Below are 15,550 nucleotides of genomic sequence, written 5' to 3'. Positions count from 1 at the left end.
GTCAAACGATGTCCGCCTCCGGGGTGTAAAGAAAATAACGTAATTTCAAATGCCCGGTCTTCTTCAACCCGCGGAGGCGGGTTTTGTCTGTGTAGACGCGGTTTCAACCGCCCGGTCTTCTTAGCAATTGTTTTTTTGAAAGTTGAACTAATAAATTATGAACACCAAAACTTCTAAATCAAGTAAATTGATGATTCAAATTGCTGCAAGCGCGATCGCCACCTGTGCTATTTTATCGCCACAAGCAACCTTCGCTCAAGCCAGCAGTTTAAATAATAATAGCGCCCAACCGCTGCAAGACTTTCAAACTCAAGACAACACCGACCCTTTTTCCGGCCGCAGCAGTGGCAGCGGAATATTTGACTTAATTCACCGATCCCGATTTGGAGGCGGCCGCAGCATGGAAGAATTCAATACTGAACAGCGCCAAAATTTGAACGATGCCGCCGCAGAATTTCGGAACAAACAGCGCGTACTACTGGAAAAACAAGCAGTACCTGCACCGGGGGCGATCGCACCTACAGAAATTACCGCCCCTGTCCCTTAAATTTACAACTGCTGTTTGCTCATTTCTTAGTCCGCGAAGGCGGACTTTGTTTGTCTAGAGGCGATTTCAATCGCTCAATTTTAATCCTTAAATAATTTAACTAACAAATCCCCCAAACACCGCCATACCGTAATACTTCCAAGGAACCGCCACAGTCTCAAATCCCGCATTTGCCAGCATTTCCAACTGTGCCGCAAGTGTCGCTAGGCGATCGGGATTAGAATACCCGTAAGACACACTCGTCCCCACCTTGGCCCGAATTTGTGCTAAAGTTTCCCCCTGACTTAGCGCCCAATCTTCCCGCGCCGCTTGATAAATATCCTTCATTGCTGCTGATTCCGATAAAACAGGATCGGCATTCCAAAAACAGCCGCCAGCAGTTAAACTTTCGCCAATCCGTTGAAACAATTTCAGCTTCATCTCATCCTCAAGATGGTGAATTGCCAGAGATGAAATGCCAGCATTAAACTTATCGCCCAAACCTGAAAAATTTGGATTGTTCGCCCATTCTCCAAAATCCAATTCTATACCAGTCCACCTAGATGCGTATCCTGCCGACTCTATTTTGGCGCGGGCAAAATCCAGCATTCGCGGCGAATAATCCACAGCAACAATTTCCGCAGACGGGTAGCGTTGCAGAACTTTTAAACTCAGTTCCCCCGTACCGCAGCCGAGTTCTAAAATCCGCTGGTTGGTGCTAGCAATGCAGGCTGCTAATACATCCAGCATTTCGTCATATTTCGGTAAAAGCCGCCGAATGCCAGTATCAAAATCCGCAGTATTGACGAAAACTTCTCCCGGAAAAATTTCCTTGTTAGTAGGTGAGACAGTAGAGTCAGAATTCACGATCGCCAACCAGAGACTACAACCGCTATCCTAACCCAAATCAAACAAAAAATGCGTGAAGTAGAGACTTAGGCCAAGCCGTGTCCTTACCCGACATCTGTACTTCACTCAACTGAAAACCACTATAAAGTTATGCGTACTTTTACGGACAAGGGAAACACTCGCGGTAAACAATAATTAACCATCCCTTGCACTCTCCAGTCTTGCTTTACCCCAGGCGCCAGCAAAACAGTCTGAAAAAGCAGTGTTATGTTAGTAGTGCATAAAATCAAATCAAGATTCAACCTCACACTTGAGGATACCATGCGCCAGTTGATTTCTAGCAGTCGGGCTGCCATCAGCCAATTAATTTACAAGCGAATTCTCCTTGCAGTGACAATTTTATTTTGTGTAGGTGTAGGAGTAGCGATGGCAAATATGTCTCGTCTTTCCTCCAACCTCATCGAATCGCAAGCCCTCCAAAATGCCACCCTCTACGCCCAAGCAATTAAAGAAGCCCGTACCCTTTACAGTTCCGATGTTATTAGTCCTCTCAACACCGCTAAAGCGATTAACTTTACCCACGACAACAAACCGACCAAAGTAACAGTTCCAGTTCCGGCAACTTTTTTAATAGAACTGGGCAACCATATAACCAACAAAAATCCCGAAGTATCAGTTCGACTCTACAGCGACTACCCGTTTCCCTGGCGGCGAAAAGAAGGCGGAGCTAGAGACGATTTTGAACGTCAAGCTATTACCTATTTAACCCAAAATTCCAATAAACAATTTTTCAGAACAGAAGAATTTCGCGGCAAGCCAGCATTTCGATATGCCGAGGCAGATATTCTCACTCCTAGCTGCATAAACTGTCACAACACTAGCCCAAACAGTCCTAAAACTGACTGGAAAGTTGGAGATGTTCGGGGGATATTAGAAATTACTCAACCTTTGGAAACCATCACTCAAAAAACTCACAGCGGACTCAAAAATCTTTTTTTACTATTAGCAGGACTTTCAACTTTAGGCATTGCAGGATTAACTTTATCTATCAGCAGGTTGCGCCAAAATGCTAAACAATTAGAACAGCGCGTCAGGGAACGCACGGCACAATTGCAAGAAACTAATGTAGAATTGTTGAAAGAACAGGAAAAGAGCGATCGCCTGCTGCTCAATATTTTACCCGAATCCATTGCTGCTAGGTTAAAAGACGGTCAAAGCAGTATTGCTGACGGCTTCGCAGAGGTCACGATTCTGTTTGCGGATATCGTGGGCTTTACCGTGCTATCAGCACAAATATCTCCAGAAGAATTGCTCGTTTTTCTCAACGAAATTTTTTCATCCTTCGATGCTCTAACTGAAAAGTACGGATTAGAAAAAATTAAAACAATTGGAGACGCTTACATGGTAGTCGGAGGCTTGCCAAATCCCAGTACCAACCACGCCGAAAGCATTGCAGAAATGGCCTTAGATATGCAGGAAGAATTAGCAAAATTTAATGTCAAACATCATGCAGGAATTAACATTCGCATCGGCATCAATACCGGGCCTGCCATTGCGGGAGTTATTGGCACCAAAAAATTCATTTACGACCTCTGGGGCGATGCCGTCAATACAGCAGCCCGCATGGAATCCCACGGAATTCCCGGCGCGATTCAAGTCACACAATCAACTTACAATATCTTGCGAAATAAGTATCTGTTTGAAGACAGAGGAATTATCCACGTCAAAGGCAAGGGTGATATGAATACTTATTTGCTTGCAGGCAGGTTAGTCAGCGCAGTTTTGGTTTAATTTGTTTATTATATGATTAAGAAGACTGGGCGGTTGAAACCGCTTCTACACAGACAAAACCCGGATGGTGCGCGGGTTGAAGATGGGGCGGTTAAAATTACGCTATCTTCTTTCTTCAATCCGCGGAGGCGGACTTCGTTTGTGTAGACGCGGTTTCAACCGCCGTTTTATCTTCGTTGACTGGGTTTATTTTTCCGATGTCCTAAATTAGCCATTTGTGCAATAGTAAATTCTATGTCAGCGCGCCTTCTATCCTTCTTGGATTTTTTTAAATCTCGCTTGTCCAGACAAATAGCTTTGTGGGTATTTGCTAGCATTCTTGTCATAGAGGGAATTATTTTAGTCCCCTCTTATTTTAGGCGCGAAAATGAACTTTTAACTCAACTGGAACAGCTATCTCGGCCGACAGTTGATTCCCTCGAATTTTTGCTCGCCCAAGATGTTTCCGATCGCACTTTCTTACAAGAAGAAGTAAAAAACATTACTAAGGATTCTCAAGTAGTGTTGGGAGTATCTATTTACCAAGCTAACGGTGAGTTAATATATACACTTGGCGAAGAGCCTAAAATCAGTTTAAATGAACTGAAAATTGCTCGTATAGTTCACAAGCAAAATTTCGATCGCAATCGCTACGATGTTGCTTGGACTGAGCGACATTTGGGAGGAGATTACATCTTAATTGTTCGTCACGATGCGTCCACCGTTCAACCAGAACTTTACGCATTTATCGGGCGAATTGCTGTTTTAGTCATCATTATATCAGCTTTTGTAACTTCTGTGACGATGCTTTTTTTAGGGGTGACAGTAATTGCACCAATCTTGAGATTACGCGATGACTTGATCGCAGCAGGAGACGCTTTGAGCAAAGATCGAGAAAAACCTGATTTCTACTCTTTATCTGTCAAGCGCGATGACGAGTTGGGAGAAGTCATGGTTGCTTTTAATCAAATGTTTCACCGAGTCTACCAGGAAATCGCACAGCGGAAAGAAGCTGAGGAAATATTGCGCGCCGAACAAGAAAAGTCGGAACGTTTATTATTAAATATCTTACCGGAAATGATTGCCGATCGCCTAAAACAAGGACAGATCAATATTGCCGACGGATTTGCCGAGGTTACGGTGCTGTTTGCTGACATTGTGGGCTTTACCGAAATATCCTCCCGCACGTCTCCTGCAGAATTAGTCGAATTGCTGAACAAAATATTTTCAGCTTTCGACTGTTTAAGCGAGAAATACGGCTTAGAAAAAATTAAGACCATCGGTGACAATTATATGGTAGCAGGCGGTTTACCGCTTCCCTGTAAAAATCATGCAGAATCTATTGCCGAAATGGCGATCGAAATGCAGCAAGAAATTCTAAAATTTAGCGATGAATTCGGCGAACCTCTCAACATTCGCATTGGCATTAATACTGGGCCTGTTGTAGCAGGTGTAATCGGCACTAAAAAGTTTATTTACGATTTGTGGGGAGATGCGGTGAATACAGCAAGTCGCATGGAATCCCAGGGACTTCCTGGTAAAATTCAAGTTAGCAGCTCAACTTATAAGTTGCTGTGCGATAAGTATTTGTTTGAAAAACGCGGTAAGATTAATGTCAAAGGTAAAGGAGCAATGATCACTTATTTCTTAGTTGGTCAAAAATTGTAACTGGTAACAAGTATAATTTGATATTTTGTAAGGTGTGCACGGCTACTTCTACTCGTTCCCAGGCTCTGCCTGGTAACGCAGATCCGGAGGCTCTGCCTCCTTTTTCGCGAGGCAGAGCCTCGCTTACATAGGTTCCCAGGCAGAGCTTGGGAACCAGTTAACCAGTTATATTACAATGCAATTTGATATTAGTTACAGGCGCAAAAATGACAATAAATTCAGAACATAACTCTTCTAATTCACCAATTTGGCAGCCCTTCACGCAAATGAAAACTGCTCCTGCGCCGCTAAAGGTAATTCGCGGCAAAGGAGTGCTGCTGGAATTAGAAGACGGGCGGCAAATTCTCGACTGTATTTCTAGTTGGTGGGTGACGATTCACGGACACAGCCATCCGGTTCTGGCTGAGGCTCTTTACGAACAAGCAAAAAAGTTAGAACACGTTATCTTTGCGGGATTTACGCACGAACCCGCCCAGAAACTTGCAGATAAATTAATAAGTCATACGCCTAATTCTTTGACGAGAATTTTTTTTTCTGATAATGGTTCGACTGCTGTTGAAGTTGCTCTAAAAATGGCATTTCAATATTGGCTAAATGTCGGAGAAACTAACCGCACTAGCTTTATTAGTTTTGAGGGAGGTTATCACGGCGATACTGTGGGCGCGATGTCTGCTGGCAGAAGTTCGCTGTGGTGGGAACCTTTTGCACCTTTAATGTTTCCTGGGGATGTTGTGCCTTTTCCTGCGACTTTTGACGGCGATGAGGAGGTGGAAAGCAAGGAGGCGGAGAGTTTGGAGAAACTGGAGTCTTTGTTGAAGCATGGAAATGGCTATGCGGGCATTTTTATTGAGCCTTTGGTGCAAGGTTCTGCTGGAATGCGAATGTGCCGCCCTGAGTTTTTGCGGGCGATCGCACAAATGGCCCGCCAATATAATGTATTGTTGATTTACGATGAAGTGATGACGGGTTTTGGGCGCACGGGCGAACTGTTTGCTTCGCTTAAATCTGGAACTGCGCCGGATATTCTGTGTTTATCTAAGGGATTGTCTGGCGGCTGCTTGCCACTTTCTGTCACAATGGCATCGGAGGATATTTATCAAGCTTTCTGGCGAGATGAATCGGACAAAGCTTTTTATCACGGTCATTCTTACACCGGAAATCCTTTAGCTTGTGCGGTGAGTGTAGCATCCCTGGAGCTTTTGGAGCAAAACCCAAATATGTATGAAGGGATGGAAAAACTGCACCACAAATACCTGAATCAATGGCTGAGAGATCATCCTAAACTCGAACGGATTCGGACTTGCGGCACCATCGCAGCAATGGATGTGAAAACCGAAAGCAGTTCCGGTTATTTTAATGAGATCGGCCCTGTATTGAGAGCCAGATTTCTCGAAGCGGGGTTTTTGCTCCGTCCCTTGGGAAACACGCTCTATGTGATGCCTCCCTACTGCATTTCTCCTGATGAATTAGAATCGATTTATCGGGTAATTCGTCAAGTTTTGGATACTTTGTAAACTCTTTAATTTTAGTGATGAATTTACCCAATTGGAATGATTTGGCTGATGACGCGCTGGCGGGCAAATGTCTCTCTCGCGAGCAATCTTTAGCCGTATTGCGCGCGCCGGATGAGGTTTTACTGGAACAACTAAACGCAGCTTATCGGGTGCGCCGCCATTACTGGGGAAACCGCGTCAGATTGCACTATTTGCTAAACGCTCAAAGTGGCCTTTGTCCTGAAGATTGCCATTATTGTTCTCAGTCCAAAATCTCGACTGCGGAAATTGAAAAATATCCGCTTTTAGCTAAGGAAAAAATTCTGGAAGCGGCCGGGCGCGCGGCAGATTTAAAAGCTGGTACGTTTTGTTTAGTAATTTCTGGCCGCCAACCCAACGCATCTACTTTCGATCGCGTTTTGGATGCTGTAGAAACCGTCAAGGCAAATTATAACCTGAAAATTTGTGCTTGTTTGGGGTTGTTGAGCGAGGAGCAAACTCACCGTTTGGCGAAAGCTGGAGTCGATCGCGTAAATCACAATCTCAACACTTCCGAATCGTACCACGAGGACATCTGCACAACTCACACTTTTGGCGATCGCGTCGAAACCGTCGAACACGTCAAAGCAGCCGGAATCACCACTTGTTCCGGCGGAATTTTGGGGATGGGCGAATCGGATGATGATGCGATCGATTTAGCGCTTTCCCTGCGAAAATTGGGCGTTACTAGCGTACCGGTCAACTTTTTTATTCCGATTCCCGGTACGCCCTTTGCAGGTTTAAACACATTAAATCCGCGCCAATGTTTGCGGATTCTCTGCTTGTTCCGATTTTTGCTTCCCAGCCAAGAAATTCGGATTGCTGGGGGACGGGAAGTGCATTTGCGATCTCTGCAACCTCTGGGACTCTACGCGGCTAATTCTATCTTTGTGGGCGATTATCTGACTACTCCCGGACAAGCGGCCAATCAAGATTGGGATATGATTCGAGATGCAGGATTTGCGATCGAATCTCCCGACGGTTCAATGTTAGAAGTTAATTCGGAAGATGATCGGACGGCGGTTGAAACCGCGTCTACACAAACGATGTCCGCCTCCGCGGACTCAAGAAAATAACATATTTTCACAGCCAATTCTTCAACCCGCGGAGGCGGGTTTTGTCTGTGTAGACGCGAATTCTATTCGCCCGGTCTTCTTGAATTAACCAATATCAAATAATACAATAGGAGAAATTGTGGACAAACGCGAAGAAATTACGATCGCAGAATACCAAGCAACCGCCGAATCTTTCCGAGAAGGAACATGGCACCACGACGTATCCCAAAATCGCGACGCACTAATCGCTGCCATGCCCCGCAATCCCGGTAAAATCCTCGATATAGGATGCGGGCCAGGACGAGACTTAGTAGCGTTTAAAAGCCAAGGACATACAGTTGTAGGATTAGATGCAACTCCGGCTTTTGTAGAAATAGCCAAGAAATTATCCGGCTGCGAAGTTTTGCAGCAATCTTTTCTGAATCTCGACTTACCAAAAGCCGAATTTGACGGTATTTTCGCCAATGCTTCCATGATTCACATTCCCAGCGACAAAATGGTGAAAGTGCTGCAAGATTTGCACAAAACTTTAGTTATTGGCGGTGCAATTGTCATGTCAATGTGCCGGGGAAATTGGGAAGGCTACGACGAACGGCCGACAGGAAAACGCTATACAGCAGGATGGGAATACGAAACTTTAGCACCTTGTTTAGAACAAGCAGGATTTGAAATTGTCAATCACTACTATCGCCCTCCCGGCTTGCCGCGCGAAGCTCAATCTTGGGTAGTAATCGTCGGCAAAAAAATCTAACGTAAATAGGAAATTGCCAATCTTTCCCATCTCTTCCTCCGCGTCCTCTGCGCCCTCTGCGGTAAAAAAAAACTAATTCAAAAAATCACAGAAGATTGTTGTATACTATTCCCAAGTCAAAAAAACCAACTTCTGCACAAACTAAAACAAAATTAATATGACAGATAAATCCCACATCTTTTTAGCAGGTGCTAGTCGAGGCGTCGGCCTAGAAATCGCCAAATGTCTCGTAGCACAAAATATGCAAGTAACAGCACTTTTGCGATCGCCCGAAACGCGCACCGAATTAGAAGCAATGGGCATCAAAGTCATAACTGGCGACGCTTTGGACGCTGCGGCTGTGGAAGCTGCAATGGCTGGAGGCGCGCCAATCCATGCCGCAATCAGCACCGTTGGCGGCTTGCCAAAGGATGGGGAAAGAGCCGATTATTTAGGCAACAAAAACTTGATTGATGCTGCCGTTAAAGCGGGCGTAAAAAAGTTTATTTTAGTCTCATCTATCGGTAGCGGTAACACGGCCGCCGCTTTGCCGCCGCAAGCTTTAGAAACTTTGCGCCCGGTGTTAATTGAAAAGGAAAAAGCGGAAAATCATTTGATAGCAAGCGGGATGATTTATACTGTGATTCGTCCGGGCGGATTGAAGTCGGAACCTGCGACGGGTAACGGTGTTTTAACGGAAGATTGTCGGGTGGCGGGAACTATTCACCGGGCGGATGTGGCGCAGTTAGTTTGTCAGTGTTTAGTTTCTGATGCTGCTAACAATAAGGTTTTGTCGGCGGTAGATAAGCAAATGGTTTACGGCAATTTAGAATATGAGGTATTAGGTTTGAAATAAAAAGAATACCGGGCGGTTGAAACCGCGCCGACACAGACAAAACCCGGATGGTGCGCGGGTTGAAGAATCAACGGTTTAAATTAGCTTCTTTTCTTCAGTCCGCGGAGGCGGACATTGTTTGTGTAGACGCGGTTTCAACCGCCGTTTGATCTGAGTTAAGAATCAAAAGGTTTAATCTACGATCGCCCGAATGGTTGAATCAACGATCGCCCGTTAGCGAAGCCGTCGAACCCGATCGCCCAATCCAACACCAAACGCGCGATCGCAAACAATACCACACTCTCGACTCCACCAACCGCCAAGGGCAATAACTCCTGCAAACCCGGTATTTTCCCCGCCTCAAAATCAAGTCCCGCATCCAACTGTCCAAAAGCCCGCACCAGCCCAAAAGCCAACACCACGCCAGATTTAAGGTGCGGGTTAGTATCGCGCCGGATAGCGTAGCGGTATGTCACGCCGAACAAGAAACCGCCCACAAGTGCCATCAATCCTTTCAATCCCAAATTTAGGTCAACGGCCGTTACCTGCAAACTCGCCAGAGAATCCCACCAACGGGCAAGGATTAAGCTGTTAACCAGGGCGATCGCCCCAAAACCACAAAAACAAGACAAAGCAGCAACAGTCCCTGCTTTCAAAGATTCTACCCGTTCAGCGAAACTAAAATTTGACGAATCCTTCACAGCACCTTCATTCCAAAAATGGCTCAAATTAAATTATCATAAGGGTTGGAGTCACTTTGTACAGTTCGTTCAGTAAATAGCTATGGATATTTTGTCACTCGGTTGGGTTTCGGTGCTAGTTCTGTTCTCCTTCTCAATTTCAATGGTGATTTGGGGCCGCAACGGTTTCTAGATCCCAAATAAGATGTACGGTTGAAACCGCCGAGTCTTCAACCCGCGTCGGCGGGTTTTGTTTGTGTAGACGCGGTTTCAACCGCCGAGTCTTTTAAATCCTATTTAACCAAAACTCAATAACAGGAGTTACAAATATGACAGCAAAAAAAATATTAATGCTAGTCGGCGACTTTGTAGAAGACTACGAAGTAATGGTACCATTCCAAGCACTACAAATGGTAGGTCACACCGTCCACGCAGTCTGCCCCGACAAAGCCGCAGGCCAAACAATTCGCACCGCAATTCACGACTTTGAAGGCGACCAAACCTATAGCGAAAAACCCGGTCACAACTTTACTTTAAACGCAACTTTTGACGACATTAACGCCGCTGATTACGACGCTTTAATTATCCCCGGAGGAAGAGCCCCAGAATACATCCGCCTCAACCAAAAAGTGCTGCAAATTACCCGCTACTTTGCTAATAACAAAAAGCCGATCGCATCTATTTGTCACGGCTTGCAAGTCCTCACCGCCGCCGGCGTGCTCGAAGGCAAACGCTGCACCGCATACCCAGCTTGCAGCCCCGACATCCTCCGCGCTGGCGGCAAATATACCGAAGTTCCCGTTACCGAAGCCGTAGTCGATGGCAACTTAGTCACAGCCCCCGCGTGGCCGGCTCATCCTAACTGGTTAGCTGAATTTTTGAAGGTTTTGGGAACAAAAATCGAACATTCAGAAACAGTCGCCGTTTCTTGAATAATCAGACTTACTTTATTCAACCCAGTTTCTACGCAATTGGTAAATAGGTAATAGGTAATAGGTAATAGGTAATAGGTAATAGGTAATTCTTCCCTCTTCCTTCTTCCTTCTTCCTTCTTCCTTCTTCCTTCTTCCTTCTAAGTATGACGATTTTTACAGTCAAAGTTAAGCCGAATTCCAAACAGCAAAGCATCGAAGAGCAACCAGACGGCAGCCTCAAAGTACATCTCAAATCGCCACCAGTCGATGGAAAAGCTAATCAAGAATTAATCGTGTTGTTGGCGAAAAAGTTTAAAGTGCCTAAATCTGCGATCGCCATTAAATCGGGTTTGTCGTCCAAAAATAAACTTGTCGAAATTGCGATCGAACCTGCAACTCAGAAATAAAGTTAACAGCAAATCTATCTAAAGACGGATTCAAACTCAACTAGAAAATCCTATCTTAGTAGTTGTAGAGTTAAAATAAAAAATAATGAGCATTGAAAATAGAGTCGAAGCAACAGCTAAGAATATTGAAGGCAAAATCCAAGAAGCTGTGAGCGAAGTTACAGGCAATCTGAAAGATAAAGTAGAAGGTCAAGCCAAGCAGGACGAAGCCTCAGCAATTCACATGAAAGAAGACCTCAAAGATAAAGCAAAAGAGATTGTAGACAAAGCTTAGTCAGAGTATTTGCTAAAAGTTTCCTGCCTACTGAATCCAGCAAACATATCGTTTGCTGGCTTTTTTTTGCTCGCCCAAACTTGTAGGATGCGTCATACCAAATCTGGCTTTAATACCTCTTAATTCTTCAGTCCACGGAGGTGGACTTCGTTTGTATAGTCGTGGTTTCAACCGCCGAGTCTCTTAATTCTTCAGTCCACGGAGGTGGACTTCGTTTGTATAGTCGCGGTTTCAACCGCCGAGTCCCTTCAACAAAAAAGCTAGGGATATGAATCCCTAGCTCGAAACATCGCACAATTAGTTTTTAGAGTTGGCGCGGGCGATGGTTTTTTCTAAAACCACTCCCACCCGCTGCCACCTAAATTAAATCAGGGTAATATCTGATCTACCGAAGTTTGGTTTGTTGTTTAGGATTGCGAGTGTAATGGGTGATTTAGACCCACTAGCACCGTCAGCGTCATATCCTAGTCGTCCGTCTTCAGCTTGGTAAAAGAAGAACGGTGCTGTCTGCGGAAGTTGTGCCTGAGGAATGTTCGTCGTATTAACACCACCAGCGTAAGTCCCGTTGTCAAACACCACGAACGATTGGCCAGGAAGTTGGCTTGGCCCATTCACTGCACCGAAGCCGAAGGCAATACTATTCAAGACTATCTTGTCTTGGCCTTGTTGTTTAAAGTCACCGATTTGGTCTGGACTGGTGCTGAATCCGACGGGGGTGACGCCGCCGGTGAGGGTGTCGAAGCCGCCTTCCTGGGAGTTGCTGTAGTAGAAGCTGTCATCGCCGTTGCCACCAATCAGCGTGTCAGAACCGGGCCCGCCGCCGAGAGAGTCGTTGCCGTCTCCTCCGATCAGATAGTCGTTCCCAAAGCCGCCCAGCATTGTGTCGTTTCCGCCACCGGCATCTAAGGTATCGTCCCCATCAACTCCTGGGGTAATAAGAATTGTGGGGCCGCCGAACAGTATGTCGTCGCCAGCACCGGTAGTGATGACATCAGTACCGTTGCCGCCAATGATGAAGTTGCTGCCTAAGTTATCAGTAATGATGTTTGTCGATGTGACACCGGCAAAGTTGACAGTGCTAGCGTAGGAGATGATGTCGTTACCACCAAATGAGCCAATCAATTTATCGCGTCTGCTACCAAACACGATCGTATCATTCCCTTCACCACCGTTCATGAAGTTGGTGACGGTGCCGGTGGTAGTAAGATTAGTGCTGATGTTGCCAAGTAACAGATCATCACCCAGACCGCCGTCGAGAGTAACTAGCGCAGTAGTAGTACCGACATTAAAAGTAGTGGCATCGATCGTATCGTTGCCATCTCCACCGAAGGCTTGATTAAAGATACCGCTCAAGGTGTCATTGCCTGCGCCGCCGATCATTGTATCACTCGCAAAAGCTGCAACGATCGTGTCGTTGCCATCGCCGCCGTCGAGCAAGTTGCGACCCGCGAAGCCTGGAAATGAACTCAGCGCACCTACGCTGGAAAGTGTAGACACCGTAGACGACTTGATGAAGTCGTCGCCTGCGCCTCCCTGCGCCGTGTCCTGCGTAGCATAAACCGTGATCGTGTCGTTCCCAGCACCGCCGTCCAGGAAGTTTTTGCCGGTGCCAAAGTCGCCGATACCGCCGACGAGAGAATCGTTGCCCTCACCGCCGAGCAAGGTGGTTTTCTCAATGCCAATGGTGATGACGCTCGAAGAAAACGGACTCGACTGGGTACTGTTCTCAATGACTAAGGTATCGTTGTCAAGATCGCCGGACAGATAGCTGTTGCTGGCTACACCATACAGTGTGTCGTTGCCTTTACCGCCGAACAGAGTATCTTTCTGATTGATACCTACAACATAGTCGTCGCCCAAGTCTCCGCGCAAGAAGTTGCTGCCTTGATTGCCACCGGCACTGCCGATGCGAATATCGAGGTTGTTGCCGCCACCTGCGATGAAGAAGCCGAGGGAGTCATTGTCCTTGCCACCGTAGAGGGTGTCTCTTCCCAGGGCGCCTCCCAGCATCGTATCTGAGCCCTGATTACCAAACATCAGGTTGCCATCGACTGTGCCTTGGAGCAAGTCATCTCCCGCACCGCCCAACAGCGTCGAATTCCGGGCTTGAGCGATTATGGTGTCATTGCCTGCGTCGCCCTGCATGAAAACTCGCTCGCGCTGGCCTACTAATGAATCTTCGTCGTTGCCGCCGTATAGGGTATCGTTGGGGCCGACGGAAATTAGAGTATCGTTATCGCCTTCGCCAAATATTAAGCTGCCGCCGAGGGCAGAAGTTGTAATAAAATCCGCCCCCGCTCCGGCAAAGATTGTATCCGGGCCCAGTCCCGGAGTGTTTAAATTAGCTTGATCAGAATTGTCAGTTAACGTTGTCATACAGCTTCACTCCTCTACTTCTTGTTGATCATCGCTGGTGCGACTACAGACACTGCCTAGAACACCGAATGTTTGGATGCCGCTGTAGTTTAACCTGTTTGCCAGCCGCAAGTCTAGCCTACTGGTGTTAACCCTGTCTAGACTTTCTCCCTCACGGACTTTTTGCTTGTAAGCTTTTATTTTCAATGTCTTCACCCTTTAATAATCCTTGTGCAATGTCTCAGGTGCTCACGCTCAAGAAGACGCGGCTCATATTCTGAATGTTCCATTCTGGGTTGGCGATCAGGGATCGCCTCCGGGGAAGGAAATTCAAGATTAACAAGGGTCGATCGGGGAGTTTGGGAAGACAATGAAAATTGGGAGATTGGTTACTTGGTTGCAAGGCTTTGTGCTAATTTCCGGTTTCCCAGGCAGGGTCGTTTTTAAATCAATACGGTTCCGTTAAGACTTATCTCCCCTAGCCCCCCTTAAAAAGGGGGGGACAAGAGTCTTCTCAAAGTCCCACTTCAGAAGGGGGATGCGAGGGGGATCTCTGGAAACAAACACTGTGAACTGAACCGTATTGGTCTTTAAATAATTCTGGCTCGGATTGAACTCCGCGCCATGCAGGGGTCTAAAAGTCTACACCCCGCTTTAGTTCTACGCCCCGATCGCCATAGTGTTTGTGACAGTATACCTCTGAGTGTACGCTTGCCAAGTCAAAGTAAGCATGGGGTTTGTGGCAGCGCCCGGTGATAATGATTTCTGTATCGCGGGGCTTGCGTAGCAGGGCTTCGACGATCGGCTCTACCGACAGCAGTTCTAAGTCTACTGTGGGATTGAGTTCATCGAGAATGATCGTTTTATACCAGCCGCTGGCGATCGCCATTTTAGCGATTTCCCAGCCGCGTTCTGCCTCGATACAATCTAACTCTTGCTGTTGTCCCCGCCAAACTATAGCATCTCGGCCGCACCGCTGGTGGTCTACTAACTGCGGGTAACTTTGTCGCAATGCTGCGATCGCCGCATCTTCTGTATAACCAGTCCCACCTTTGAGCCATTGTACAATTAACACGCGGTGAGATGTGTCTTGGCTGATACCTCTACCGATCGCCTGCAAAGCTTTCCCCAAGGCACTGGTAGACTTACCTTTGCCTGCTCCGGTGTATATTTCGATACCGGAAATATTATGCTCTGCCGCTGCGGGGTGATAGTGCGGCTTCATTTCTGAGTGTAAGTCGGCAATTTCTAGCAAAGCTTCGGGGGCTGCTCGGCCTGTGGCGATTACTTCTAAATATTCTGGTTTGTTTTTGAGGGTTTGGACTACTTCGTCCACTGGCAGCAAACCTAAGTCCAATACGGGGTTTAGTTCGTCTAGAACCACGACGGAATAGAGTTCACTGGCGATCGCTCCTTTGGCGATATCCCAGCCTCGCTGAGCTTCGGCGCGATCGAAGCGGGTGATTGCTTCGGCCCCAAAATATTCGGCTCTGCCGGTGCGTACTTGGTCGATCAAGTGCGGAAATGCCCGTTGCAGCGCTTCTATTGCCCCGTCTTCGTCGTAGGAGCGGCCGGGGCCTTTGAGAAAGCGCAGCAACAAAACTCGCGTGGGAGAGTCAGAATTGATACCCAGCCCGATCGAGCGCAACACTACTCCCAAAGCTGCCTGAGACTTGCCTTTACCAGCGCCGTCGTAGACGTGAATCTGACCCGCGGCGCGTTCTGAGCGGGATGAGGCTGTCCGAATACCAATGCCATTCCTTACCATAATCCGCAGTTATTTGAGTCTGTCTCGGGGTGGGTATTCGATCGCTTGAATGTTTAATATTTCCATTCTGTTGGCCGATCTCAAAAGATTATAGGATATAACCTCAACCACCTGATGTTCATTCGGGCGATCGAAAGCAATTAGCGGCTCAGACCTGCGGCTCTTGATTATTCCCCCTGTGATGTAC

The 15,550-nt window shown here is 46.7% G+C and carries 15 protein-coding genes and 1 pseudogene; 11 read left to right on the top strand and 5 right to left on the bottom strand.

All coding sequences use genetic code 11. The features are described from left to right. Positions 1-157: 157 nt before the first annotated feature. Positions 158-547 carry a hypothetical protein gene (locus tag QUB66_RS06845; protein ID WP_332966988.1) on the top strand — a complete coding sequence of 130 codons (390 nt, stop codon included), beginning with the start codon at positions 158-160 and terminating at the stop codon, positions 545-547. A gap of 96 nt (positions 548-643) precedes the next feature. Here QUB66_RS06845 and QUB66_RS06840 read toward each other — a convergent pair whose 3' ends face one another. Further along, the gene (locus QUB66_RS06840; RefSeq protein WP_332966986.1) at positions 644-1,393 is read right to left on the bottom strand and encodes a methyltransferase domain-containing protein; all 750 of its coding nucleotides are present in this window, start codon (positions 1,391-1,393) and stop codon (positions 644-646) included. 453 nt (positions 1,394-1,846) lie between these two features. Between QUB66_RS06840 and QUB66_RS06835 the strand changes: the two are divergent. The 6 genes and pseudogenes from QUB66_RS06835 to QUB66_RS06810 all read left to right on the top strand — a co-directional run. Beyond that, positions 1,847-3,166, top strand: a pseudogene (locus QUB66_RS06835) (adenylate/guanylate cyclase domain-containing protein); the annotation flags it as partial. Positions 3,167-3,400: 234 nt separating this feature from the next. Then, positions 3,401-4,813 carry an adenylate/guanylate cyclase domain-containing protein gene (locus QUB66_RS06830; RefSeq protein WP_332966984.1) on the top strand — a complete coding sequence of 471 codons (1,413 nt, stop codon included), beginning with the start codon at positions 3,401-3,403 and terminating at the stop codon, positions 4,811-4,813. Between the two features lie 206 nt (positions 4,814-5,019). After that, complete coding sequence (bioA, locus tag QUB66_RS06825) at positions 5,020-6,327, top strand: adenosylmethionine--8-amino-7-oxononanoate transaminase (RefSeq protein WP_332966982.1); 1,308 nt, start codon at positions 5,020-5,022, stop codon at positions 6,325-6,327. A gap of 17 nt (positions 6,328-6,344) precedes the next feature. Then, positions 6,345-7,421 carry a biotin synthase BioB gene (gene bioB, locus QUB66_RS06820; protein WP_265234549.1) on the top strand — a complete coding sequence of 359 codons (1,077 nt, stop codon included), beginning with the start codon at positions 6,345-6,347 and terminating at the stop codon, positions 7,419-7,421. A gap of 118 nt (positions 7,422-7,539) precedes the next feature. Then, positions 7,540-8,151 carry a class I SAM-dependent methyltransferase gene (locus QUB66_RS06815; protein ID WP_265234548.1) on the top strand — a complete coding sequence of 204 codons (612 nt, stop codon included), beginning with the start codon at positions 7,540-7,542 and terminating at the stop codon, positions 8,149-8,151. 157 nt (positions 8,152-8,308) lie between these two features. Continuing rightward, on the top strand, positions 8,309-8,986 hold the full coding sequence (locus tag QUB66_RS06810; RefSeq protein ID WP_265234547.1) for an SDR family oxidoreductase: 678 nt from the start codon (positions 8,309-8,311) through the stop codon (positions 8,984-8,986). A 176-nt stretch (positions 8,987-9,162) separates the two neighbouring features. Here the strand turns inward: QUB66_RS06810 and QUB66_RS06805 are convergent, their stop codons facing one another. After that, complete coding sequence (locus tag QUB66_RS06805) at positions 9,163-9,693, bottom strand: hypothetical protein (RefSeq protein WP_332966979.1); 531 nt, start codon at positions 9,691-9,693, stop codon at positions 9,163-9,165. A gap of 55 nt (positions 9,694-9,748) precedes the next feature. Between QUB66_RS06805 and petN the strand changes: the two genes are divergently transcribed. After that, complete coding sequence (petN, locus tag QUB66_RS06800) at positions 9,749-9,838, top strand: cytochrome b6-f complex subunit PetN (RefSeq protein WP_071883976.1); 90 nt, start codon at positions 9,749-9,751, stop codon at positions 9,836-9,838. A gap of 136 nt (positions 9,839-9,974) precedes the next feature. After that, positions 9,975-10,577: a DJ-1/PfpI family protein gene (locus tag QUB66_RS06795; RefSeq protein ID WP_265234545.1), complete on the top strand. Its 603-nt coding sequence runs from the start codon at positions 9,975-9,977 to the stop codon at positions 10,575-10,577. Between the two features lie 31 nt (positions 10,578-10,608). On the opposite strand, the gene QUB66_RS06790 is transcribed toward QUB66_RS06795, so the two are convergent. Continuing rightward, positions 10,609-10,743, bottom strand: coding sequence for a hypothetical protein (locus tag QUB66_RS06790; RefSeq protein ID WP_265234544.1), 135 nt, complete (start codon positions 10,741-10,743; stop codon positions 10,609-10,611). On the opposite strand from QUB66_RS06790, the gene QUB66_RS06785 reads away from it, so the two are divergent. Together QUB66_RS06785 and QUB66_RS06780 are read left to right on the top strand one after the other, a co-directional pair. Beyond that, entirely contained in the window at positions 10,724-10,966 is a 243-nt protein-coding gene (locus tag QUB66_RS06785) for a DUF167 domain-containing protein (RefSeq protein ID WP_265234543.1), read from the top strand. The two genes, QUB66_RS06790 and QUB66_RS06785, sit on opposite strands and share 20 nt — an antisense overlap. 85 nt (positions 10,967-11,051) lie before the next feature. Next, the gene (locus QUB66_RS06780) at positions 11,052-11,240 is read left to right on the top strand and encodes a CsbD family protein (RefSeq protein ID WP_265234542.1); all 189 of its coding nucleotides are present in this window, start codon (positions 11,052-11,054) and stop codon (positions 11,238-11,240) included. Positions 11,241-11,603: 363 nt separating this feature from the next. Here the strand turns inward: QUB66_RS06780 and QUB66_RS06775 are convergent, their stop codons facing one another. Together QUB66_RS06775 and QUB66_RS06770 are read right to left on the bottom strand one after the other, a co-directional pair. Further along, positions 11,604-13,616 (bottom strand): calcium-binding protein, encoded by a 2,013-nt coding sequence (locus QUB66_RS06775; RefSeq protein WP_332966977.1) that lies wholly within the window; start codon positions 13,614-13,616, stop codon positions 11,604-11,606. Between the two features lie 613 nt (positions 13,617-14,229). Then, positions 14,230-15,363: a cob(I)yrinic acid a,c-diamide adenosyltransferase gene (locus QUB66_RS06770; protein WP_265234540.1), complete on the bottom strand. Its 1,134-nt coding sequence runs from the start codon at positions 15,361-15,363 to the stop codon at positions 14,230-14,232. Positions 15,364-15,550 lie beyond the last annotated feature (187 nt).

It is taken from the genome of Microcoleus sp. A2-C3 (genome assembly GCF_036706065.1).
GTDB lineage: Bacteria > Cyanobacteriota > Cyanobacteriia > Cyanobacteriales > Microcoleaceae > Microcoleus.
The sequence above is the reverse complement of the archived record's forward strand: the minus strand, read 5'-3'. Positions and strand labels throughout refer to the sequence as shown.